This is a genomic window from Cobetia sp. 10Alg 146, from assembly GCF_029846385.1.
Classification (GTDB): domain Bacteria; phylum Pseudomonadota; class Gammaproteobacteria; order Pseudomonadales; family Halomonadaceae; genus Cobetia; species Cobetia marina.
The window spans coordinates 472260-496624 of record NZ_JARWKT010000002.1; the positions used below are offsets into that span (position 1 = coordinate 472260).

Annotated in this window: 20 protein-coding genes and 1 riboswitch; of the genes, 14 read left to right on the top strand and 6 right to left on the bottom strand. The window is 63.9% G+C overall.

Annotation, left to right across the window (positions count from 1 at the left end):
- Positions 1-38: 38 nt before the first annotated feature.
- The 3 genes from QD172_RS05010 (at position 39) to cobO (ending at position 4381) form a co-directional block, all read left to right on the top strand.
- The gene (locus tag QD172_RS05010; protein ID WP_077371796.1) at positions 39-1280 is read left to right on the top strand and encodes a NupC/NupG family nucleoside CNT transporter; all 1242 of its coding nucleotides are present in this window, start codon (positions 39-41) and stop codon (positions 1278-1280) included.
- 158 nt (positions 1281-1438) lie between these two features.
- Positions 1439-1680, top strand: a riboswitch (cobalamin riboswitch).
- 131 nt (positions 1681-1811) lie between these two features.
- A complete protein-coding gene (locus QD172_RS05015) occupies positions 1812-3698 on the top strand; it encodes a TonB-dependent receptor (protein ID WP_279855155.1) in 1887 nt (628 codons plus the stop codon).
- Between the two features lie 83 nt (positions 3699-3781).
- Positions 3782-4381: a cob(I)yrinic acid a,c-diamide adenosyltransferase gene (cobO, locus tag QD172_RS05020; protein ID WP_077371790.1), complete on the top strand. Its 600-nt coding sequence runs from the start codon at positions 3782-3784 to the stop codon at positions 4379-4381.
- Positions 4382-4396: 15 nt separating this feature from the next.
- On the opposite strand, the gene QD172_RS05025 is transcribed toward cobO, so the two are convergent.
- The gene (locus QD172_RS05025) at positions 4397-5257 is read right to left on the bottom strand and encodes an ABC transporter substrate-binding protein (protein ID WP_167593048.1); all 861 of its coding nucleotides are present in this window, start codon (positions 5255-5257) and stop codon (positions 4397-4399) included.
- A gap of 257 nt (positions 5258-5514) precedes the next feature.
- Here QD172_RS05025 and QD172_RS05030 point away from each other — a divergent pair, with 257 nt between their 5' ends.
- Positions 5515-6342 (top strand): SIMPL domain-containing protein, encoded by an 828-nt coding sequence (locus QD172_RS05030; RefSeq protein WP_170212639.1) that lies wholly within the window; start codon positions 5515-5517, stop codon positions 6340-6342.
- Positions 6343-6473: 131 nt separating this feature from the next.
- On the opposite strand, the gene pyrF is transcribed toward QD172_RS05030, so the two are convergent.
- Positions 6474-7181 carry an orotidine-5'-phosphate decarboxylase gene (gene pyrF / locus QD172_RS05035; RefSeq protein ID WP_084209187.1) on the bottom strand — a complete coding sequence of 236 codons (708 nt, stop codon included), beginning with the start codon at positions 7179-7181 and terminating at the stop codon, positions 6474-6476.
- 293 nt (positions 7182-7474) lie between these two features.
- On the opposite strand from pyrF, the gene QD172_RS05040 reads away from it, so the two are divergent.
- Positions 7475-7846, top strand: a complete 372-nt coding sequence (locus tag QD172_RS05040; RefSeq protein ID WP_084209188.1) for a helix-hairpin-helix domain-containing protein — start codon at positions 7475-7477, stop codon at positions 7844-7846.
- A 740-nt stretch (positions 7847-8586) separates the two neighbouring features.
- Here the strand turns inward: QD172_RS05040 and QD172_RS05045 are convergent.
- Complete coding sequence (locus QD172_RS05045; RefSeq protein ID WP_077371771.1) at positions 8587-9093, bottom strand: peptidylprolyl isomerase; 507 nt, start codon at positions 9091-9093, stop codon at positions 8587-8589.
- Between the two features lie 67 nt (positions 9094-9160).
- The gene (rfaH, locus tag QD172_RS05050; RefSeq protein ID WP_279855156.1) at positions 9161-9688 is read right to left on the bottom strand and encodes a transcription/translation regulatory transformer protein RfaH; all 528 of its coding nucleotides are present in this window, start codon (positions 9686-9688) and stop codon (positions 9161-9163) included.
- 265 nt (positions 9689-9953) lie between these two features.
- Between rfaH and QD172_RS05055 the strand changes: the two genes are divergently transcribed.
- The 9 genes from QD172_RS05055 (at position 9954) to QD172_RS05095 (ending at position 21224) form a co-directional block, all read left to right on the top strand.
- Positions 9954-11159, top strand: coding sequence for an AmpG family muropeptide MFS transporter (locus QD172_RS05055; protein WP_103751364.1), 1206 nt, complete (start codon positions 9954-9956; stop codon positions 11157-11159).
- A 272-nt stretch (positions 11160-11431) separates the two neighbouring features.
- Entirely contained in the window at positions 11432-11788 is a 357-nt protein-coding gene (locus tag QD172_RS05060) for an STAS domain-containing protein (protein ID WP_279855157.1), read from the top strand.
- Positions 11788-12960 (top strand): polysaccharide biosynthesis/export family protein, encoded by a 1173-nt coding sequence (locus QD172_RS05065; RefSeq protein WP_279855158.1) that lies wholly within the window; start codon positions 11788-11790, stop codon positions 12958-12960. The genes QD172_RS05060 and QD172_RS05065 overlap by 1 nt, the downstream gene beginning before the upstream one ends.
- Positions 12961-13018: 58 nt before the next feature.
- Entirely contained in the window at positions 13019-14473 is a 1455-nt protein-coding gene (locus tag QD172_RS05070) for a hypothetical protein (RefSeq protein ID WP_279855159.1), read from the top strand.
- A 7-nt stretch (positions 14474-14480) separates the two neighbouring features.
- Positions 14481-15854, top strand: a complete 1374-nt coding sequence (locus tag QD172_RS05075; RefSeq protein ID WP_279855160.1) for an O-antigen ligase domain-containing protein — start codon at positions 14481-14483, stop codon at positions 15852-15854.
- Positions 15855-15993: 139 nt separating this feature from the next.
- Entirely contained in the window at positions 15994-17376 is a 1383-nt protein-coding gene (locus QD172_RS05080) for an oligosaccharide flippase family protein (RefSeq protein ID WP_279855161.1), read from the top strand.
- Positions 17373-18455 (top strand): glycosyltransferase family 2 protein, encoded by a 1083-nt coding sequence (locus tag QD172_RS05085; protein WP_279855162.1) that lies wholly within the window; start codon positions 17373-17375, stop codon positions 18453-18455. The genes QD172_RS05080 and QD172_RS05085 overlap by 4 nt, the downstream gene beginning before the upstream one ends.
- A complete protein-coding gene (locus tag QD172_RS05090) occupies positions 18452-19909 on the top strand; it encodes a WecB/TagA/CpsF family glycosyltransferase (RefSeq protein WP_279855164.1) in 1458 nt (485 codons plus the stop codon). The genes QD172_RS05085 and QD172_RS05090 overlap by 4 nt, the downstream gene beginning before the upstream one ends.
- A 70-nt stretch (positions 19910-19979) precedes the next feature.
- Complete coding sequence (locus tag QD172_RS05095; protein ID WP_279855165.1) at positions 19980-21224, top strand: hypothetical protein; 1245 nt, start codon at positions 19980-19982, stop codon at positions 21222-21224.
- A 191-nt stretch (positions 21225-21415) separates the two neighbouring features.
- Here the strand turns inward: QD172_RS05095 and QD172_RS05100 are convergent, their stop codons facing one another.
- On the bottom strand, positions 21416-23242 hold the full coding sequence (locus QD172_RS05100; protein ID WP_077371759.1) for an SEC-C domain-containing protein: 1827 nt from the start codon (positions 23240-23242) through the stop codon (positions 21416-21418).
- A 107-nt stretch (positions 23243-23349) separates the two neighbouring features.
- Positions 23350-24309 carry a homocysteine S-methyltransferase family protein gene (locus tag QD172_RS05105; protein ID WP_279855166.1) on the bottom strand — a complete coding sequence of 320 codons (960 nt, stop codon included), beginning with the start codon at positions 24307-24309 and terminating at the stop codon, positions 23350-23352.
- Between the last annotated feature and the right edge of the window lie 56 nt (positions 24310-24365).

Below are 24365 nucleotides of genomic sequence, written 5' to 3' on the forward strand. Positions count from 1 at the left end.
GTCCTCAACGTAACACCTACGCATTCAGGAGCTGCTTGATGCAGATCGTCATGGGCCTGGTGGGCGTCTTAGCCCTCCTGGGGATCGCCTTCCTATTATCTGAAAACCGACGCGCCATCAGCTTGCGCACCGTACTGGGGGCCTTTGCCATCCAGGCATTGCTGGGGGCATTCGTACTCTACGTTCCCGCCGGCAAGAGCATGCTGCTCGGTCTCAGCGAAGGGGTTCAGGCCGTCATGTCCAGCGCCAACGTGGGCATGGACTTCCTGTTCGGTGGCCTGGTCAGCGACAAGATGTTCGAAGTCTTCGGTGGCGGTGGTTTCGTGTTCGCTCTGCGCGTACTGCCGATCATCGTGTTCTTCTCGTCATTGATCGCGGTGCTCTACCACCTGCGCGTGATGAACGTCGTGATCAGTGTGCTGGGTGGTGGGCTTTCGAAGATTCTCGGCACCAGCCGTCCTGAATCGCTGTCCGCCGCGGCCAACATCTTCGTCGGCCAGACCGAAGCACCGCTGGTCGTGCGTCCGTTCATCGCCGGCATGACCCGCTCGGAACTGTTCGCGGTGATGACCGGTGGCCTGGCCTCCGTGGCCGGTTCCGTGCTGGTGGGCTATGCCTCGCTGGGCATTGACCTCAAGTACCTGCTGGCAGCGTCCTTCATGGCAGCCCCGGGTGGCCTGCTGATGGCCAAGATGCTGATCCCGGAGACCGAATCCAAGACCCAGAGTGTCGAGGAAGCCCTGGGCAAGGACATCGATCGCCCGACCAACGTCATCGATGCTGCCGCGTCCGGCGCAGCATCCGGCGTGCAGCTGGCCATCAATGTCGGCGGCATGCTGCTGGCCTTCATCGCCTTGATCGCGCTGGGCAACATCATCATCGGCTGGGTCAGTGGATTGTTCGGCTATCAGGACATCACGCTGCAGCTGCTGCTGGGCTACGCCTTCGCGCCGGTCGCCTGGGTCATCGGCGTGCCGTGGCATGAAGCTATCCAGGCCGGCAGCTTCATCGGTCAGAAGCTGGTGCTCAACGAGTTCGTCGCCTTCGCCGACCTCGCCAGCCATCAGATCAAGCTGTCCGAGCATTCCGAAGCGATCATCATCTTCGCGCTGTGTGGTTTCGCCAACCTGTCCTCCGTGGCCATCCTGATGGGCGGCCTGGGACTGATGGCACCGAACCGCCGCAGTGACATCGCGCAGATGGGCATGAAGGCGATTCTCGCCGGTACGCTCTCCAACCTGATGTCAGCCAGTCTTGCCGGACTGTTCCTGTCGCTGTGACGCTCATCGCAAGCCTCGCATGCGAGTGAGACACGCCGTCAGGTGACCTCTCGACAACGCCCGCCCAGTGCGGGCGTTGTCGTATCCAGCCCGCGTCACGAGCCAGCGAACGCCAGACCGGCAGACGACGGGGCCTGCCGATTGACTCCCTGTCGCCCTCCCCAGACAATAGCTCGGGTAGAAGCCTGGGTGCTCGGGAATCGGGTGAAAGCCCCGTACTGCCCCCGCAACGGTGATCGCAACGCTCATGCCGGTCGAGATGACCAGCCACTGCCTCCGGGACGTCCTCGTGACGACCCTCAAGGGAAGGAGGTGGGAAGGCGCATGAGGGGGTGAGACGTTCCAACAGGACGTCCGCCAGGCGTCAGTCCGGAGACCGGCCCTCGCTTCCACACTGGTTGATGCGGAGGGCCTCACCAGTGGCAAATTCGTCGGGATGTCCTTTTTCAAAGGGGCACGCCGCGACGATGTGCATCCACGCACCCTGTCACGCCTGTCCTCCTCATTGCGTCTGACGCTTGAGGATCATTCATGAATACTTACAAGACCCGTGGTCGCGCGCACGCGCAGGCCAAGTACACCCTCGTGGGCAGTCTGCTGCTGCTGACACCTCCTGCCCTGGCGGCACAGGAGACCACCGCCCCTTCATCGGATAGTCTGGAGACCGTTCAGGTCACCGCCAATCGCATCCCCCAGCTGCAGAATGATGTGCTGGCCAGCACCGACGTCATCACGCGTGACGAGATCGAACGCCTGCAGGCCAGCTCGCTGGTGGACCTTCTGCAATCGCGCAATGGCATCGAAGTCGCGCGCAGCGGTCCGATGGGGAGCCAGACCAGCCTGTTCATGCGCGGCACCGAGTCCGATCACACCTTGATCCTGGTCAACGGCCAGCGCATCGCCAACAGCGCCGATGGCCTGGCGCACTTCGAATTTCTGCCGCTGTCTGCCATCGAACGTGTCGAGATCGTGCGGGGGCCGCGCGCCAGCGTCTACGGCGCCGATGCCATCGGCGGCGTGATCAACCTGATCACGCGTGGCGGCAGCGAAGTCGGCCAGCACGCGGAAGTCACGCTGCGCGCCGGCAGCGACGGCACCTTCCGCCAGAACGCCCAGTTCAGCTCGGTGGAAGATGACACTCGTCTCTCCGCCAATCTCCATCATGATGAAAGCGATGGTTTCTCCGCCCGCGATACCGGCAGTGAAGATGATGGCTACGAGGCCACGGGCGCCGAACTGCGCCTTGGGCACGACTTCGGCCAGCGAGCCACGCTGTCTCTCGGCGTCGCCAAGACCGACACGGACTACGATTACGACGATTGCTACGACAGCAGCTTCAGTGCCTCTGAAGACTGCAGCGGAGAAGGTAGCCAGCTGGTACTGGATGCCAGCCTGCTGACCCACCTGAACCCGAACTGGGACATGACGGTCAGCGTGGCGCGTACGCGCGACGAGTACGAGAACACTGAAGCCGGCAGCGATGCCGGGCGTGTCGCCAGTGCCCGCAACGAGATCGGCCTGCGCCACGACTTCTACACCGACCTCGGCACGCTCAGCCTGGGGGTGGATCACCGCGAGGAAAGTCTGGACGCCGATGGCCCCTACTTCACCGCCGACGGCTATGAAGTGGACAGCCGCTATGCCACGGGGGTCTATGGCAGCTGGCAGCTCCAGCAACAACGCCATCACGTCACCACCAGCCTGCGGTATGACGATGACAATCGTTATGGTCATCAGATGACCGGTGGCTCCAGCTATGCCTATGACCTGACTCAGGCACAGCAGCTCGGCGCCAGCTACTCGAGCGCCTTCAAGGCCCCCAACCTGATCGATCTCTACAGCCCTTACGGCTCAGGCAACCCGGATCTGGATGCCGAGACCTCCACCACGGCCGAACTCTTCTGGCGTCTGCAGGAGCAGCGGTGGCATGTGGGCGTCAATGCCTTCCAGACGGATATCGACAATCTGATCAGCTACGAAGGCACCGACTTCACGCCGATCAATATCGACCGCTCACGCATCCGTGGCATCGAGCTGAGCAGTGGCTGGAAAGGTGACGCGCTCAGCGTGAATCTCGCCATGACCTGGCAGGACCCGGAAGACCGCGAGACAGGAGAGCAGCTGAAACGTCGGGCCAAGCGCTTTGCGCGCCTGGATGCCGATTACGCCCTCGCCGACTGGAGCTTCGGAGCAACGCTGCGTGGCAGTGCCAGCCGCAGCGATACCGATGCCGATACCTACACGGACACTCGCACCGCCGGCTATGGCGTCTTCGACCTGCGCACCAGCTGGCAGGTGATGCAGAACGTCAAGCTGAGCGCCAAGCTGGAGAACGTCTTCGATCGTGATTATCAGCTGGTCAACGGCTACAACACCCAGGGGCGTTACGTCGAAGGCGGCGTGACCTTCTATTTCTGAGCACCTCTTACTGACGACGGGCCACACTCCTCACTGCGCCGCCCCGAGAGCGGCGCAGTGACAATGACTGACGGAGCACACGCATGACGGACCGCAATACCCGCCACAAGACGGCAATGGAAAAGCTCAAGTCACATGTCGACGACAAGGTGGCACAGGCCAATGAGGAGCGCGGCCAGCTGCTGGTCTTCACCGGCAACGGTAAGGGCAAGACGACCGCTGCATGGGGCACCATCACCCGGGCACTCGGCTATGGCTACAAGGTCGGTGTCATCCAGTTCATCAAGGGACTGTGGGAGTGCGGGGAGCGTGAGCGCCTTGCCGAGGATGCCAATCTGGAAGTCCACGCCATGACCACCGGCTTCACCTGGGACACCCAGAATCGTGACGCCGATACCGCGGCCTGTCAGGCGGTGTGGCAGGAAGCGAAGCGCCTGATGCGCGATGAAAGCGTCTATCTGGTCGTGCTTGATGAGCTGACCTATATGGTCAAGTTCGGCTACCTGCCATTGGAAGAGGTGATGACGGCGCTGGAAGGTCGCCCCGAGGAGCAGACCGTCATCATCACCGGACGCAATGCCAACCGCGAGATCGTTGCCTGTGCCGATACCGTCACCGAGATGACCGAGATACGTCACGGCTTCAATCATGGCCTCAAGGCGCGCCGCGGCATCGACTTCTGAGCAGCTCGACCCACGTCACCGCGCTGCGCGCTGCACCGAGATGGCATGGCAGATCTGCGCCATCGCCTCGACGCTGCGCGGCCCCGGACGGCTGACGGGGTCCGGATCCAGTCCGACAAGCGCCACCGAGGCCAGCGGGCCACCCCTGGCTCGCCAGGCTGCCTTCCAACGCTCACGGGGGGCGCCTGCGGCCACCGGATGCAGAATCAGCCGAGGCCCTGCCAGCCACAGCGCTTCACGGCGTATCTGAGGCACCACGGTGGGGGCGTCAGACAACAACGGCTCTCCCCCGCAGCGGCGAATCAATTCATTGACCAGATGCCCTCCTGCCAGAGTCGTCATCGGGCTCTCGCCCAGCTGGAAGAAGACCGGCAAGGGCGCGTCGCCCTCCATGCCATCGCGTGCCTCCAGGTGACTGATGCGCTTCTCGAGACGCGCCACGTAGGCCTCTGCCTCGGGCCGGGTGCCCATCAACACCCCCAGGCGCTCGATATTGGAGAGTACCTGCGCCAATGTCCTGGGCTCGCTGAGGAAGGTCGTCAGCCCCAGCGCCGCCAGGCGCGCCTGCATTTCCGCGGACAGCCCGCTGCCCCACGCCACGATCAGCGCGGGTCTGGCCGCCAGCACCGCCTCCAGATTCGGCCCTTGATAGCTCGCGACACGCGGCAGCGTCTTGACCTGTGGCGGGTAATCACTGCCCTGGCTGACGGCGACCAGATGTGCAAGCCCTCCCGCCGCCGCGACCAGCTCCGCGGCATGGGGCGCCAGGGTGACCACACGATGAGCGGGCCGGGAAAGCGTCACCGTCTCGCCACCATCATCCACGACGGAAAGACTCGCCGCCCAGGCGAGCGACGGCATTGCGGTGAGCAGCAACGCTGACAGTCCCCCGAGGAGCGCGCGTCGCCCCTGAGATAGCGTGACGGTATTGATGGTATCGCTCCTGTATGACCGCGACGTCCCTGACGCCATGAGATGCCTGATCGAGGCACACGATCGCTTCAGCGCGTCTCGTGCGAAGTGCTATCGTGATCCACGCGATGTCGGACGTTCACGCCATCATTCTGTGTCAATATCGACATATGAAAATATCACCATATGACAATATCGCCATGTGCCAAAAAGGAGTTTCCATGCCCCGCATCCTGCCATCCGTAACTGCCGACGCGAGTTCAGGCGTCCAGCATTCCTTCTTGCGGCTAGGGCTGGTGCTGGCACTGAGTGCCGTCAGCGCCGTGAGTACGGCACAGGCTGACCAGACACCTGCACCGGCGCTTGTCCATGTCAGTGCCAGTGCCAGCATCGAAGCCGCGCCGGACAAGGCCAGCATCGAGGCGCGTCTCTGGGAGAAGACACCGGCCAGCAAGGTGGACGACAAGGCACCGGACAGTCAGAAGCAGGGAGAAGCCGCGCGCCAGGCCCGCCAGACACTGGAAGGCCGCATGAGCACGCTGATCCAGGCACTGGAAAGCGCCGGTATCGAGAGTCGCCTGATCAAGGCGGGCAGCCTGACCCTGCGACCGGAGCGCTACTACGAGCGCACTGCCAATGATCAGAACCCGCAGCAATGGCAGCGTACCCATCTCGAGCGCCCGATCAGCATTTCGCTGAAGAATCTGGACCAGGTGCCGGAGGTGATCGACCTGCTGTTGGGAGCGGGGGTGAATCAGTTGGCGGGCGTGCAATATCAGCTCAGTGATCGTGCAGCACTCGAGGACAAGGTACTGCAGCAAGCCCTGACCAAGGCACGCCACAAGGCCGAACTGATGGCCGAGACGCTGGGAGCGACACTGGGTGATGTGCAGTCGATCAATGAATCTTCCCAGAGCCCTCGCCCGCCGATGATGGCCATGCGCGCCGACATGGCAGAAGCCAAGAGTGGTGGCAACGAGTATCGTCCCGGCGAGCTGTCACTGGAAAGTGATGTGCAGGTCAGCTGGGGACTGACATCAGCCGACTGAGCGTCGACACCCCGAACGCCACTCTCAAGACGCCAGCCGCTTGTCCAGAGCCGCTGGCGTCCATGCGTGACATGAAGCTCGGCCTATCTCGAGAGTGACACCCCGCGATTCACACCCCCTCGGGCGCTGACTTACGCCCGGCCACCAAGCTCCGTCTCGATGGCGGCAAGCGCTGCCATGGGATTCTCGGCCTGAGTGACCGGACGCCCGATCACCAGGTGGGTGCTACCAGCCGCCATTGCCTCGCCCGGCGTCATGGTGCGTCGCTGATCACCGGCCTGGGCAAAGCTCGGGCGGATACCGGGCGTCACCTTGAGGAAGTCCGGCCCACACAGCGCCTTGAGACTGGGTGTCTCGCGCGCCGAGCACACCACACCGTGCATGCCGCTTTGCTGGGCAAGGCTCGCCAGACGCTCGACCTGGGCCAGTGGCGTGACATCCAGACCGATACCCGCAAGATCACTCTGCTCCATGCTGGTCAGCACGGTCACGGCAATCAGGCGCGTCTCGAGCTGGCGCGTGGCCAGTGCACTGGCGGCGGCTTCCATCATGCGCGCGCCACCACCGGCGTGCACGTTGGTCATCCAGACACCGTGCTCGGCAGCCGCCAGCACGGCCTGCGCGGTGGTATTGGGAATATCGTGGAACTTGAGATCCAGAAAGACCTCGAAGCCGCGCTGATGCAACGCCTTGAGGATGTCCGGCCCTACTCGCGTGAACAGCTCCTTGCCCACCTTGACGCGGCAGCGCGTCGGATCCAGCTGGTCCGCCATGGCCAGTGCGGCGGCCATATCCGGGTAATCGAGGGCGATGATCAGGGGGGAAGTCGTGGCAGGCATCCGGGCTCCGGGCAATGAGACTAGGCGCGATGACAGGGGGTCATGGGCTCGGGGCAACATTATAGCGCCCACCAACGCACCTGTAAGCTCAGAGAAAGCCGAATCGAATCAGCTCGCTATTCGCGCTAGCACTTTCGCGCGTTGAGCGCTGAAGCGGCCCCAGGGATGAGGAATCGTTTAATTCTTAATGACTACAAAACTCATCCTTCAGCCACAGTGATTCACGTGCTGGGCACAGGGCATCACGGCCCGACCAGACGCCCCGACAATCATCATGAAACAAGGAAAAGCTCATGAAAACTCTGATGGGATCACTCGTCGTCGCAGGCCTGATGGCTTTCACCCCTCTGACGCAGGCTGCCGAGATGAACATCAACACCGCCACCCCTGAGCAACTGACTCAGCTCAAGGGCATCGGTGACAAGAAGGCACAGGCCATCGTCGCCTGGCGCAAGGCCAATGGCCCCTTCACCAGCGTCGATCAGCTGGCTGAGGTCAAGGGCATCAGTGCCAACACGCTCGAACGCATGGAGACCACACTGACGCTCGACAAGACCGGCAACAGCGCCATAACGACGGGTCAGCCGGTCAGCGACAAGGCCGCGCCGAAGGTCAAGACATCCGGTGAGGCGACGCCCAGGGAGATCACCAGCAACCAGAGCTGACCAAGACGGCCGAGGTAAGGTCTCGACTCCCGCCACCCTGCAGGTGGTGAAAATCCACCGGCGAAAGACCAGCCTGGCCAGCGGCAGGGGAGTTCCGACAAAAGCAGCGCCGCAGACTTCCTGCGGCGCTGCTTCATCGTCGGGGTCAACACGACGGTGCCCGAGAAGCACGGCTTACATGAGGCGTTGCTTTCCTGCCACGAAAAAAAGCCGACCCGAAGGCCGGCCAGCGGGGTTTCCCCCTCCCCTGACGGTGAATCGGGCACCTGCATGCCCGATTCTGGCAGTAAAGCCATCCCTGGCTTTCCCCTTCCCCAAGGGGCTTCCTCAAGCGCCTGCCTCTGCCGGCAACCGACGCCCTGCAACTTCTCCCTGACCAGACGGTGGCCTGCGCCGCTTTCCGATACCTCGAAGAGTATCTCCCCGAAGCATGATGCCCCATGCGGCATCCTCGTACGCCGCCCGTCTCGACATGAGCACTCTATCGCGATCATCGGCAGGCGAAGATGACATGCGTCAATTTCGTGAGCCTGGGTGGCATTATGCCGCTGCCTTCATGATCCACGTCAATTCATGAGCGCTTCGCTCCCATGAATCCGTCCCGGAATGACACGCAGCAGACCCGAAACGCAGCAGACCAGACACGAAGAAGGCGCCTTCGATCATCATCGAAAGCGCCTTCCTGATCAGCGACAGGGAGACCCCTGAAGCGACATGCGGCATGCGGCATCAGCGCGACTTCAGCGACGCACCTTCTTGTCTTCCACTTCGGTATGGCTCACCTCAAGCCCCAGCGGATGGCCTGCTGCCAACTCGGCCCGAGTGGCATCGCGCACTTCCAGCACCTCGACATCCCAGCTGAGGGCCTGACCGGCCAGGGGATGATTGGCATCGACCTTGACCTGCTGATCACCGACTTCCAGTACGGTCACCGAGCGCTGCCCTTCGGGAGTTCGCGCCTGGAAGCGCATGCCCGGTGCAAGCTCCCCCGGGCCGAAGGCATCACGCCCGAAGTACTGGACCAGCCCCTCATCCCGCTCACCGAAGCCTTCCGCCGGCGTCAGGTTGACGACCTTGCTGTCGCCGACGCTGCAACCTTCAAGCGCGGATTCCAGAGCGGCAAGTATATTGTCGTGGCCATGCAGATAATCCATCGGTTCCCGATCACGAGAAGTGTCCAGGACGGTGCCATCTGCGGTACGCAGCGTGTAGTGCAGGCTGACCACCTGCTGAACGGTAATCGACATGAAACAACTCCAGAAATGACAAGTGCGGTGAGCTCACGCCCTCCCCGGAGGGCGCAGGCACCGAGACTCAGGATTCGCGACGACGCAGCTGACGACTGGACAGCTCGACGCGCTGCTGCTGATTGATCAGATTGAGCAGCACGATGACGCGCTCATCGCCCTTGGCACTCTCGAAGACACCACTGAGCGAGCTCAGCGGCCCATCGATGATCTCGACCTGCTCGCCGGCACGGAAGTAGAGGTTCTCGGCTGGCTGCTCCTGGCGTTGCTCACCATTGGCGATCAGCGCCTCCACCAGCGAGGTGGGGACCGGCGTCGGGGTCGTGCCGAAGCTGACCAGCTTGAGCACGCCACGTGTCGAGCGAATCGGGCGCCAGTTGTCGTCCACCTGATCCAGACGGATGAACAGGTAGTAGGGGAAAAGGGGCTCTTCCACCCAGCGCAGCTTGCTGCCGCGCTTTCTTTCCACTTCCAGCAGGGGGTGGAAGACGTGAAATCCCTGATTGGTGAGGTTCTCCGCCGCACGGAAGGACTCTCCACCCTTGCACTGGATCAGATACCAGTGCGCCTTGGCAGTGTCTCGGACTTCACTCATGATGACCTCTCATTGCCTACCTGCCCACAGGGGCCCGACGCAAGCCTTTCACCACGCCAGCCAGCTGATGGTCAGCGGCACCTCAGGACAATGCATGGCCCTTGCGCTCAGGCAGTGCGACAATCCCGCCATTGACGATGCATGTGGCGCATGGCCATGGGTCACGCGCGACTCCCGCGCGGATACACTCTCTGCAAGGACAGGCAAGGCTTTGACTTCAAAGGATTTACGCTTACTCGTTGGCCGTCATGGTATCACGTTCCTGATGGGATTCGCCTCAGGCCTGCCGCTGCTGCTCACCGGGAGTGTCCTGCAGGCCTGGATGACGGATGCCGGCGTATCACTGGACGCCGTGGGCCTTCTGGCACTGGTCGGCCTGCCCTATACCCTCAAGTTCCTGTGGGCCCCCTTGCTGGATCGCATCATGCCGCCCGCACTGGGGCGGCGACGCGGCTGGCTGATGATCGCGCAGCTGGCCCTGACCGCGCTGATCGCGCTGCTTGCCCTGCAGGACCCCCACATGTCGCCGCTGACCATGGGGGCCATCGCGCTTTCCGTCAGCTTCTTCAGTGCCACCCAGGACATCGTGATCGATGCCTACCGACGTGAGCATCTGCCGGACAACGAACTGGGGCTGGGCTCCAGCTTCTATGTCTATGGCTATCGCATCGGCATGCTGATGGCCTCGGCCGGTGGCCTGGTGCTGGCGGACATGATCGGTTTCCGCATGACCTACCTGATCATGGCCGCGACCTTGGGAGCCTGCATGCTGGTGACCCTGCTGGCGCCGGAACCCGAGGCACAGGCAGCGCCGCGTGCCCATCACCTGCACGAGATCCTCTGGGACCCCATCCGCCATTTCATGAAACGTGATGGAGCCATCTGGCTGCTGCTGTTCATCCTGCTCTACAAGCTGGGCGATTCCGTGGCGGGCAATCTGACGACGCCTTTCTACAAGGAGATCGGCTTCAGCAACTCACAGATCGGCGCGACCGTGAAGCTGTTCGGCCTGTGGCCATTGCTGGCAGGCACCTTCTTCGGCGGCCTGATGATCATGCGAATCGGCATCTACCGTGCACTGTGGTGGTTCGGCATCCTGCAGATGGTGTCCACAGCCGGCTTCATCTGGCTGCATCACGTCGGTGACTCGCTGGCCTGGCTTGCCGGAGTGGTGGCATTCGAGAACCTGGCGGCCGGCATGGGCAGCGCCGCCTTCATCGCCTTCATGGGCGCACTGACCGACAAGCGTTTCACCGCCGGCCAATATGCCATGCTCTCCTCGATCATGGGCTTGCCACGTGTGGTGATCGCCGCCCCCTCGGGCTATCTGGCCGATGCCGCCGGCTGGGACAGCTTCTTCTGGATCTGCACCCTGGCCGCCATCCCGGGGCTGTTGTTGCTGCTGCGCTTCCGTCATTGGGGAGCCATGCTGGCAACGCCCCACAAGGCGCCAGCGATGTCGGGAGATTGAGAGACGAGTTCCCTGAACGGTCTGGGCCGTCGACAGGCTGAGCCGGAAGAAGAGAAAAGCAGGGAAGGATGAAAGAAAGGAAGATAGGAAGGGTGAAGAAAGGAGAAGGAACCAGACATCTCATCAGTCAGGACTGAGACAATTCCCGTCATGTCGTTGACACCGCGACGATAGGCAAACGATGCTTGTGCGGCATAGTGCATAAAGATAACAAGTCGCACCGCAGGCCCGACATGGCGCCAGCCGGTGACGGCAGGCACAGGGAATTCGCCATGCCCATCACCACCAGAATTGACGAAGGCATCATGATCACGCCGCCGGCTCAGCTGACAGGCGAGGTCGCGCGCTATTTCCGCCAGGAGATGCTCGCGATGATCCCGGACCACACCGGCAAGCTGGCAGTGGATCTGAGTCATGTGACAGCCATCGATGCCGACGGACTTTCCGTGCTGGTCAGCCTGCATGATGCTTTGTCACCGCAGGCTCTGATCGTGGTGGAACCCTCTCCCATCATGCAGACCGAGCTGGAACGCGTGCGCCTGTTCGAACTCTTCGACATCTACTATCAGCGCGACCCGCTATTGGTGCCGGATGCCCACGCGTCAGGGTCTTCTCGCGAGGTAGCCTGATGACGTCTTCCCTGGCACGCCTCACCTCATGGACCCAAGTCTCACGCCGCCTTTCGGGGATTGCCATGCTCGCCGGTCTGATCAGCGGCTGCACACCGCTGATGCTGGACAACACCCCGGCCGAAGAGCACTGGCAACAGGTGACCTACTGGCCACTGGAGCTGCCCACGCCGCAGGCCGATGATCACTTTTCCCATCGGCCTGCAAGCGATGACCAGCGCCTGGCCGCCGGCGATCGAGTGAACGTCAGGGTCGCCGGCAGCGAGCTGTTCGATGGCAGCTACGAGGTGGATCACGATGGGCGTCTGCGCCTGCCCTGGCTCTCGCCGGTCGATGCCTCCAACCAGACCATCGATGCCCTGGCACGTGAGATCACCGAGCGTCTGATACAGGAAGAGCTGATCCGCCCGGGGCTGGCCCATGTCAGCGTTCGTCTCGAGGAATGGGCGCCGTTGGCGGTCGCCGTCTCCGGGGCAGTGTTCTTCCCGGGCGAAGCCGTCGTCAATGCCCGCGAACCGGAAGAGCGCATGGTGCGTCGCGACTTTGCCGGAGGCGATGCCAGCCAGCAACGGCGGCTGTCAGCGGCCTTGACCACGGCTGGCGGCGTGCGGCCGGACGCGGATTTGAGCCACGTCGAACTGATTCGCGACAACCAGACACAGATTCTCGACATGCGCGGCCTGATCGATGGCGAATATGCCGCCAACCCCTGGCTGCGCGAAGGGGATCGCATCCATGTGCCCTCCAGCGGTGCCTTCCAGGCAGCGCTGATGCGCCCGTCCCCCATCACCGCGCCGGGCATCGTCATCTATGCCTCCAACCTGACCACACCGGCCAACAACAACAATGTCAGCAATTACACGGTGCTGCGCTCCCAGGTGCCTTACGGCGTGCGCATGCTGCAGGGGGTGATCAACGCCAACTGTGTCGGTGGTATCCAGGCGACGTCCGGTTCGCGACGCGCCGTGCTGGTCAGCACCAATCCGATGACGCATCAACCGGTCGTGGTGGATCGCGGCATCGACGACCTGCTGGCCAATCCAGCGGACGTGGGCGTCAATCCGTATCTGATGCCGGAAGATGTCGTCGGCTGCTATGACTCAGGTGTCACCAACATCCGGGATATCGCCAGAACGCTGACGGACCTGCTGACGCCGGCCACTCTGCTGTAACGCTTCGCCTGTGCGTTGCCGGAAGGCAACTGATCACTACCACGCGACAAGGATGTGCATGACAGAGTCCCGCTCACCCGACACGCCGCAAGACACGGCGAAGCCCTCACTGGGGCGTCGAATGCTTGGCGTATTGCTGGGCTGGGCAGCTCGTGGCTCCAGCATGCGCCCGCGCACCCGCCGCGCGGCCTATCTGTTGTTGACCACCGCCATCCTGAGTGTCATCTGGGGGCTGACCATCGCCTTCATCGCCGTGGCACCCGTCACCTATACCACCAGCTGGACGATGATCCTGCCGGGTACCGGCTCGGGGCTTTCGGTGAACTTCGAGAGCATCGGCCAGGCCAGCACCAGCGCCAACTCGTCCTATTCCAGTTCCTCGCTGGACCCCAAGGTCAACTACCGCGCCATCGCCGAGAGCCCTGCCGTGCTGGAGCGTGCCGCCAGGACGGTCGACATGCATCCCGACGATTACGCCAAGCCCAAGATCAAGCTGACCGACCAGACCGCCCTGATCGCCTTCCAGACCAGCGCACCGAGCGCCAGGGCCGCGCTTGAACGCGCCAATGCGCACATCGATGCCTTCAATGAGGTGATCGAACAGCTGCGCAACGATGAACAGGCGCGACGCGAAGCCGTCATCCGTCGCTCGCTCGAGACCTACGATCGCACGCTCAAGGACACCCAGCGCAAGCTGCTGGACTTCCAGTCCACGTCAGGCCTGGTCTCCATGGAGCAATTCAAGGAGCTGACACTGAGTGTCGAGGAGTTCAAGGACACCCTCGAGATGCGGGATGGCGAGCTGTCGGCGCTGAACGCCCGCCTCGCCACCCTGTCCAGCCGACTGGGGCTCGATGCCAGTCAGGCGGGGGGCGTGATCGCACTGCAGCGTGATGCTCGCTACCAGGCGCTGCTGACGCAGGCAGCGGAGCAGGCAGCCAGTCTCGATGAAGCGCGCGGCAAATGGGGCGAGCGCAACCCGGAAGTCATCAATCTGGCCGCGGGGCTCGCTTCACTGGAACGCTCGCTGGCCTCACGCATGCGGGAGTTGCTGCCCCGCCAGACCTCGCGCAACCAGAGCGCACTGCGTGCCGCGTCCGGCCATGCCAATCAGGACAGCCTGGTCGGTGAGCTGATCACCCTGGACACCCAGCGGCGCGGCGTGATCAGCGAGCTCGAGACCGGACGCGCCCACCTGGCAGCCCGGCAGCAACGACTGGACAACAGTGTCGCCAAGGCGGCCCAGCTGCAGGACCTGTTGCGCGAGCAACAGGTCGCCACGGCGGTCTACACCACGGCACTGGCCAAGATCGACATCGGCCAGATCGACCCCTTCGCCAGCTACCCGATGCTGCAGATCCTCGACCCGCCGCCACTGCCCGAGAAGGCTGACTCGCTGGGCATCAAGCTGGCCATCGTCGGTGCGCTGGCCGCGAGCGTCTTCAGCATCATCGGCCTGATCCTCCTGTGGATCAGAAAACCCTACCTGCTGCGCTTGCAGCAAAGCGTGTGAGCCGCCGATGTTTTCCCTGAAGGCCGGGCCAGAGGCGGATGTCCGCCCCGAGACCCCGGAAGAGCGCATCATCTGGTTCTCGATCACCGCGACCTACCTGTTCTACCTGATCGGTGGACTCTACGTACTGGCCCCGGTGCTGGCCTGGTCTCTGGTGATGCGCGCCGCCTGGCTGCACCTCAAGGGCCGTCAACGCTTTCCGCGCCTCCCCTGGCCACTGTGGGTATGGATCATCGGCATGCTGGTGATGGAATTCTCGCTGCTGGCCGGCCATCTGATCGAGAGTCTGGGCACCGGCAAGCTGATCAAGTCCTCCATCGGCTGGGCCAAGGGCTGGGCGCTGCTGGCGGTCTTCCCGATCATCGGCTGCTTGGCGATCCGCCCGGCGGTGATCATCCGCGCGGCCATGCACGTCTGCCTGCATACCATGCTGTTGCTGCCGGTGTTCGTCGGCGCCTGGCTGGCAGGGCTGCCCCAGGTGCCCTTCGTCTCGCCACTGCAGGCCATCGGGGGGCCGGGACCGGAATTCTTCGCCGTTTCCCTCTACGAGATCGACCCCGGCAGCGGCATGCCACGCTGGCGACTCTTCACCCCCTGGGCACCGGCGGTGGGCTTCGTCGCCAGCATCTATTTCGCCTGCGCCCTGCTGGAAAAGCACCCGATATGGAAGGCGATCGGCATCGGTGGCAGCGTGCTGATGATCCTGATGTCCGGCTCGCGCATGGCGCTGGTGTCGCTGGTGTTGATCAGCGCCGGGATGTTCCTGCTCAAGCGCCTGCACAAGCCGTGGCTGTGGTTCAGCTTCTCCGGCGCGAGTCTGATCGGCGGCTTTCTCGGCGCGCCGATTCTGGAAGCCATCGACAATTTCATCGCCGCCTTCAAGGGCTCACGGGCGGACTCGACCCGCGTGCGCGCCGCGCTGGGGCGCATCGCGGTGGACCGCTGGCGCAACGAGGCGCCGTGGTTCGGCCACGGCATCGTCGAGCGCGGCCCGCACCTGGTGGAGTACATGCCGATCGGCTCGCACCACAGCTGGTATGGACTGCTGTTCGTCAAGGGCATCTTCGGTCTGTTCGCGCTGTTGATTCCGATGCTGGTCAGCCTGCTGCATCTGCTGCGCTTCGTGGTCGGCCGGCCTGTCGTGCAGCTGGGACTGATCATGGTCGGGCTGCTGTTCGTCTACTCCTTCGGCGAGAACCTGGAGATCCTGGCCTATCTGATCTGGCCGGGGCTGATCCTGATCGGCAAGGCACACCAGCTGGCGAGCCTGCCCGCCAGTGAGGGGCATATCCACAACAGGGGGCCGGTGGATGTGGAGGCATCTCATCCCGAGCCCGATGCCCACCCCGCCAGCGCAGGCAACGGTGATGCAGCGAAATGACCCGATAGTGGAACAGGACTGCGTCAGATCACGCCAATTCATCAGTCCATTGCGCTAGAGTGGCGACACAAGTCATCAATCCGCATGACTGACAAGATCAGATGCCTGCACAGGGCACGACAAGGCAGGGAGCCAGGCGATGGGAGTGATCACGCGACTCAGGACACGCCTGTCAGGTGGCGGAGAAGGCGGCAATGGCCGACTGATCCGCAACCTGGCATGGATGGGCATGTCGCAAGGGGTTCACCGCATCGCCCGACTGGGTGCCACCCTGGTGGCCGCACGCATGATCGCGCCGGAATCCTTCGGTATCGCCGCCATCGTGCTCACCGCACACGAGATCATGCACGCCATCTCCAATGCCGCCGTGGTGCCTGCCCTGGTACAGGCCGGTCGCGACGGGTATGAGCGTCTGTGCCGCGATGCCTACTGGTTCAATTGGGTGGTGTGCCTTGGCCTGATGGTGCTGCAGATGGCACTGGCCCCGCTGCTGGCCTACCTCTATGACGCTCCCGATCTGACCCTGCCGTTGATGGCGCTGGCGCTGATCTTCCCGATGCTGCCCCCCGCCGCCATCAACGCGGCGCGCATTCTGCGCAGCAACCGCCTGCACGTCACGGCCCGCATCGAGATGGGCCAGAGCATCGGCGAGGCACTCGGCGTGATGCTGCTGGCCGCCATGGGAGCCGGGTTCTGGGCCTTGATCCTGCCCAAGCTGATCGTGACGCCCATCTGGACATTGAGCTACCGCTGGTGCGAGTCATGGCGCATCGATGAGCGCCCCTCTACGCTGTGGTCGCGGCCGCTGATGCGCTTCGCGCGCCCGATGATGGGCGTCGAGGTGGTCTCGGTGCTGCGTCAGCAGATGGATTACCTGCTGGTCGGCGCCCTGTTCGCCATGGACGTGCTCGGGGTCTACTTCTTTGCCTTCAATGCCGGACTCGGTATCAGCCTTGGCCTCCTGCGCGCCTACTCCACCGCCATCTTCCCGCAGCTGTGTGGCGACATGACCTCGCGTGAGCGACTGGCGCGCATGCACCACGGCATGCGCCTGTTCGCGCTGGTCGCGGTGCCCGCCATCATCGCCCAGAGCCTGCTGGCGCCCTGGTACGTGCCGATCCTGTTCGGGGAGGCCTGGGTCGAGCGTGGTGCCCTGCCGATCCTGATCCTGATCTGCCTCTCCGCCCTGCCGCGCATCCTGCTCGACAGCTGCGGCCAGCTGCTGCGCGCCCAGGGCATGCCCGGGGCAGACCTCAAGCTGCAGATCTTCATGACGCTGATGCTCGGCGCCGGCATGTTCGCTGGCGTGCCCTTCGGCATCAACGGCGTCGCGGCCGGCATTCTGGTCGGCATCAGCCTGGCCGCCCTGCCCGGCTATCTGTGGACACGCCGGCTGATCCTCACTCAGGACGGCTTGATGACACATACATCGACCCAGCCACCAGACTCGCCAGACACACCTCACGCAGCATCCACCGCATCGCTTTCCCCAGACAGGGACGTCCAGGAGGCCAGACCATGACCCCGACCTTTTCGGTCATCATGCCGATCTACAACGTCGAACGTTTCGTCACGGCCGCCATCGACAGCGTGCTGGCGCAGGAGGATGGCGATCTTGAACTGCTCATCATCGATGACTGCTCCCCCGATGGCAGCCGGGCGATCTGCGAAGCCTATGACGACCCGCGCATCACACTGATCTCTCATCCGGTCAATCGCGGGCTGGCCGGGGCGCGCAATACTGGCGTGCGCGCCGCACAGGGCCGTTATCTGGCCTTCCTCGACTCCGATGACATCTGGGAGCCCGCGAAACTTGCGCGCCACCGCGAGCACTTCGAGGCACGCCCCGAGGTAGGGTTGTCCTTCTCGCGCTCGGCTTTCATCGATGCCGACGGCGCACCGCTGGACTACTACCAGATGCCAAGCCTGACCGACATCACGCCGGGGCTGCTGTTCTGTCGCAACCCGGTGGGCAATGGCTCGGCGCCAGTCATCCGCCGCGAGATTCTCGAGGCCATCGCCTTCGACTGCGAGGTCAAGGGAGGTGGCGTGCTGCCCTGCTACTTCGATGAAAGCCTGCGTCAGAGCGAAGACATCGAGTGCTGGACACGCATCGCCCTCAAGACCGGCACCACGGTGGAAGGCATTCCCGAGCCGCTGACCCGCTACCGCCTCAATGAAGGCGGGCTTTCCGCACAGCTGGAGCGCCAGTACCAGAGCTGGCTGGCGATCGTCGAGCTGACACGCGCCTATGCGCCCGACTTCATCGAACAATGGTATCCCCGCGCCCAGGCCTACCAGCTGCGCTATCTGGCACGCCAGGCGATTCGACTGCGTGACGGCAAGGCCGCCTGGGATTATGTCCGCCGCGCCATCAAGGCCTGGCCAGGCATTTGGAAGGCCGAATTCGGCCGTACCGCGGCCACGGCAGGCGCCGCACTGATGCTGCGCGTGATGCCCGAGCGCCTTTATCTGCGCTGTGAAGGGCTCGCCCAGGGCATCATCGGCAAGGCCCAGAAGAAGAAGATCGACAATGATCCACGCCCCCGGTCCGTCACGCCAGAACGCCAGCAGGACGCTCACGAAGCGGAGTCGCCATGATGAGTCAATCCATCGATCAGACGCTTTTCACCACTGAGCACGTCAGGACACTGCCACACGTCAAGGTGCTGGGCGTGCCCTTCGTCAACACCAGTCTCGAGACCTGTCTGCGCCTGCTCAAGAGCTGGATCAGCGACCCGCAGCCGCGCACGGTCAATTTCGTCAATGCGCACTGCCTGAACGTGGCACAGCATGATCGCTATTACCTGCAGGTACTGCATGACAGCGACCTGCTGCTGCCGGATGGCAGTGGCGTGAAACTGGCCTGCCGCATGCTCGACCAGGAGCTGGAAGCCAACCTCAATGGCACCGACCTGCTGCCGCATCTGTGCGACATGCTGGTCGCGGATGGCAAGCGGCTGTTTTTGCTCGGGGCCGCGCCAGGCGTCGCCGAGCGGATGGCGGAGAAACTCAAGGAGCGCTGGCCAGATCTGGAGATCAGTGGCGTGCACCATGGTTTCATCGGGCCGGAAATCATCGAGGACGTTCTGGCACAGATCAATCAGGGCACTGACCTGCTGCTGGTGGCGATGGGCGTGCCCGCTCAGGAAAAATGGATCGCTGCACACCGAGAGCGCCTCCAGGTGCCAGTGGTGATGGGCGTCGGCGGTCTGTTCGACTTCTATTCCCAACGCATTCCGCGTGCGCCAGGTGTCGTGCGCAAGCTTGGCATGGAGTGGGCCTGGCGTCTGCTGATGGAGCCACGCCGCATGTTCAAGCGCTATGTGCTTGGCAATCCGAGCTTCCTGCTGAGCGTGCGCAAGTATGGCGAGGAGGCCATCCCCGGCCGAGGCCTGTGGATGAAGTCACGCTCCAACTGGCGACATTTTCGATGGCGAGTGAGCAACTGGCTGACCCCACGCGCACGCCGCACGATGGACATCGTCGGCGCCAGCGGTGTGCTGATGGTGCTGTCACCGTTGCTGCTGGGCACTCTGCTGGCCATTCGCCTGGAATCCCCCGGGGCCATCCTGTTCGGACAGGAGCGCATCGGTCGGCATGGCAAGCCTTTCAAGCTGTGGAAGTTCCGCTCGATGTATATCGACGCGGAAGAGCGCCTGCGTGAACTGCAGGCCGCCAACGAGAGTGAGGGCGGTGTGCTGTTCAAGATGAAGCAGGACCCGCGGATCACGCGGGTGGGACGCGTGATCCGCAAGCTGTCCATCGATGAACTGCCGCAACTGTGGAACGTGCTGCGCGGCGAGATGGCGCTGGTGGGGCCGCGCCCCGCGCTCGCCCGCGAGGTGGCGTTGTATGAGGCTCGCGCCCGCATGCGCCTGGATGCCACGCCGGGACTGACCGGCCTGTGGCAGGTGTCCGGACGCTCCGATCTGTCCTTCGAGCAACAGATTCATCTGGATCTCTTCTACCTGCACCGTCAGGGCATCAAGGAGGACATCAAGCTGCTGTTGCGCACGATTCCTGCCGTCCTGACCAGTCGCGGAGCCTATTGATGCGTGATACCCACCTCGCCACGCGCCCTGCAGCGCGTCACTCTCACGATGCATGCCAAGGAGGTCTGCGATGCATATGATCCTGTTGGCAGACCGCCTCGGTCAGGAGATCGCGCCGATTGACCGCCGTTATTCTCCGGCCCTGCTGCCGATCGCCGGCCGCAGCGTGCTGGAACGCAATCTCGATCTGCTGGTCGGGCGCGGCGTGACGCATATCAGTCTGATCATCGCCCGTGACCCCGAATGGTTCCGGGCACGACTCGCCGATGGCTCACGCTGGGGGATCGAGCTCGACATCCTGCCGATGCCCGGGGAGCGCGACCCGCGTGAGCAGCTCAAGCGCCTCGGGGCCATGGCGGCCCTGCCCGCCCCGGTACTGCGCGCCGATGTACTGCTGATGCCGGAGTGGTTCATGCCCGACAGTCTGGACATCAGTGAGCTGGCCATGACGCTTGAGGCACCGCTTTGCCTGCCATCCTCTCTCAAGGACCCGGCCCTTGGCCGACTGCATTGGCGTGATGTGCGCGACAACTCCCGGCTGGGGCCAGCCCTGCTGGGCTCGCTGTCGCATTACCACGCTCTGGTGATGCAGGCTCTGGCGACCGACGACACACGCCTGTCACCCCATGGGGAGCGCGGTGTGCAGCCCGGCGAGCAGGACCTGCACCACGTCTATTATGCCGCCGGCGCGACGCGCCTGGATGAATCGCGCCTCAGCGGAGGCTTTGCCGGTATCACCACCCATGTGGAGCCCGGCGTGCTGCTGCAGGGACGGTGCTGTGTCGAGCAGGGCAGCTATGTGGAAGAAGGCGCCATGCTCGAGGACTGCGTCATCCTGCCCTTCACCCGTGTGCATGGTGGTCAACAGATGACCGCCGGCATCCTGTTTGAAGGGGAGGCACTCGATGAGCGCGCCCCCCACTGGTTCAAGGACCGACGCCAGGCGGGAGCAGCCTCTCAGCGTGGCGTGGCCTATCGCAACCCGGCACGCCCTCAATGGCAGGAACGTCTCTTGGCCGGCTTGATCAGCGTGGCGGTCCGGCCTCTGGGAGCGCGCCACAAGGCGCTCGTGCATCGTCTGCGCCAGGTACAGAACGGTCACATGCGCTTGCTGGGCATACTGCCGGAACATGCCCCGCCCCCGCTGGACCGAGTCGGCGTCAGCAGCGCCGGGGCTCTCCAGCCCCCTGACTGGCGTGCCACACCGGACGCCTTCGCCGCGACGCTGGAGGCTATTCAGGTCGGGCAGACCCCGGGCCTGCGCGCAGCCTTGCGGGAAGCCTGGCGGCTGCGCCAGCAAGGCAAGCAGCAGTGATCGCCCCCCTACACGCATCCCCCTGAGCCCGCCTCACGATACGAGGCGAGGCACAAAAAACCCCGCAGTGCCTAAGCACTGCGGGGTTTTTTCCTTCGGGCCTCGTCATACGGGACCTTGGCACACGAGGCCATGTCATGTGAGCGCTTGCGATCACTCGTCAGGCAGCATGAGCGACCCTTGACACCGGCTCAGCGGTGCTTGGCCAACCAGGCAAGCGCGCCTTCGCTGCGCTTCCACTGATCGCGCATCAGGGTGCGATACTGCCAGGCCTCGCCTCGCGTGCCGGGCTCCGGCGCTTCCACCGCCAGACTCACCGGTCGCGGGTGCTCCGCCACCAGCAGGCTGATCAGATGGGAGTTGGCCTCGCGCACGATCACCAGTGCCTCTTCGGCATCCGCCTGACGTCCCAGACGATAGAGTGCCAGCACATGCCCCATCAGAATGCCCAGCAACGGCATTTCATCCTCGAGGGCACGGCGTGAGATATCGTGCTCCGCCAGGGTGACGGCCTCATCATCGCGGCCTTCGCGCAGCAGCTGATCCAGCACCAGCTCGCGCAGACCGAGACTGTCTTCCTCGTCCAGCTTGAGCAGGCGCTCCGCCAGCTGACGTGAGCGCTCGCGCTCACCGCGCTCCATGCCGATCACCAGTCCCAGGCCACAACGCAGCAACTGGGCGTTGTCACCATCCTCCCAGCGCAGCAGGCCGCCGGCCTGTTCGATCTGGTCGAGCCAGCGCTCGAAACGACGCGCCAACGGCACGAAGAAGGTGTCCGACATCCACGGCAGACTGCCGAAACGACTGGCCAGCGCCAGGATCAATCCCTGACAGACCGCAGGAACATCCAGCCATTCGGGACTGGCACACAGCTGTTGCAGCCACTCGTTGGGGTCCTGGGTCTCCCACGGGTCGACATCCAGCGCCAGCGCTGCCTCTTCCTCGATCCGCGCCGGGAATACCGCTTCCCAGAGTCCCAGTGTCACCGCCTGCTCGGCATTCTGACGAAACAGCAGACTGCCGTCGTCCTGAGTCTCCAGCGCCAGACGCGACGGGTGCTCGATCACCTCGAACAACGCCTGCAGCGAGGCCAGTGAATCCGAGAGTGACTCGTCGGAATTGACCATCTGCTCGGCGAGCGTCGCACGCGGGTTCTCGGCCAGGTCAGCCAGGAACTCCAGCTGCCCCGGTTCGATATCCTTCTGCTTGGAGAGACGCCGCCACCAGAAGCGCGCACGTTCCTGCGCCTCTTCCGGCTGCCCTTCATGCAGCAGCAGCATGGCTTCGATATAGGCCAGCGTCGGCGAGTCCGGCAGGGTCTGCTGCGCGCGGACGAAGGCGGCTCGCGCCGAGCCGAGGTCATCACTGTCCAGATGCAGCAGGCACTGATGCTCCAGTGCCACACCGCGCAGGAAGGCGGGACCACGCTCCAGCACCTCATCCAGCAACAGGGCCTTCTTGCGGGTGAAGCCGCGCTCCTGATAGAGATCCAGCAGCAGCTCGAAGCCAGGCTCGGCCTGCTCCGGAAGGCGCGACCAGTCACTGGTGTCAAACAACGCTTCCATGATCTGCTGGGCACGCCCGCGGCTACCGGCCTCGGCACTGATCAGTCCCGCCTCCAGCAGCGCCTGAGCCGGCGCGAGCCGCGAAGCCAATGCGGCCTTGAGCTGCTCGCCCTTGAACTCGCGCAGCGACAGCATCCACATCAGGTGCTCCGGTATCGGCGGCAACTGGACCTTGTCACAGCACTGCTTGTACTTGCGGCCGGAATCGCACCAGCAGGGCTCGTTGCGACCGGGCGGTGCCAGCGGCTCGCAGGCGAAATCGAGGCGTACCAGCGGCGTCTGGCTCCACAGCACCGGTGCCAGTGCTACCGCCAGCGCCTCATCACCACCGCTGTAATTCACCCCCTCCGAATGCGCCCACTGCATGAAGGCAGGAAAGGATTCATCAGAGCGGATGGCATCAAGTGCCCCACTGGCGTAACTCAAGAGCCGTTCGACCCACTCGGCAAGCATGGCATCTCCCTAGAAAAAACGTTTCACGGCCCCGCGGACATGGCGCCCGACGGGGCCTGCGAAGCAGGAGGCGGAGTCTATCACGATGATGCCTCACGCCTCATCGTTCACTCCCCCAGTCGGGAGACACAGCGATGACCGGCCGCCTTGAGCTGCTCGGACAGGCACGCGATGTGCGCCGGGCCGACCTCGCAGCAGCCGCCGACGATACGCAGTCCCCGCTGCACCCAGCCCAGCGCATGGGCCGCATACTGCTCGGGCCCGAGATCCTCGCGCGCCTTGAGGTCCTTGACGGTACCGCCGGGCTTGAGCGCCGCGATCGACGTGAAGCCGTTGGCATAGGCGCCCGCCGGCAGCGAACTGCCAAGCAGCGTGTCAAGGCTGCCCTGAATGGCCTCCGGCGCACTGCAGTTGATCAGAATGGCATCCACGCCGAGCGCTTCCAGCATGGCGACGGTGTCCGCCAACGGCTCACCGCTGCGCAGGGTCGCATTCAGATCGTCCTTCACGGTCAACGAGACCCACACCGGCAGGCCACTTTCCAGCGCTGCAGTGGCGGCGGCCTGCGCCTCGTCATGCGAGGACAGCGCTTCGCAGAGCAGCACATCGACCAAGGGCGCCTGCAGCGCCACCAGGGTGCGATAACTGGCCAGCGATTCTTCCTGATCCGGTGCGACATCGGGCCGATAGGTCGCGACCAGTGGCGGCAGACAACCGGCCACGCGGATATCCGTCTCGCCACTCAGGGCGATGGCATCCCGCGCCGCCTTGCCAGCGGCCGCATGCACGGCGCCGATGGTCTCGCCGACTCCCGCCAGCGTCAGGCGTTGGGGCGTGGCCGTATAGGTATTGAGCGTGATGACCCGGGAGCCGGCACGAATGAAATCCAGATGCAGATCACGCACCAGCTCGGGCTGATCCAGCATGACCTGGGAGGACCACAGCGGTGTCGGCTCACGACCGCTGCGACGCACCAGCTCCTGCCCCATGCCGCCGTCCAGCAGCACGACATCCCCGGCGCGCCCCCCTTCCCCTACTGGCGCCCCCGTTACTGCGACTTGTTCCACACGACCTCCTGAGCGATTCGATGTCTCTGCAGCATCTGAACTGATGAACTGGCGGC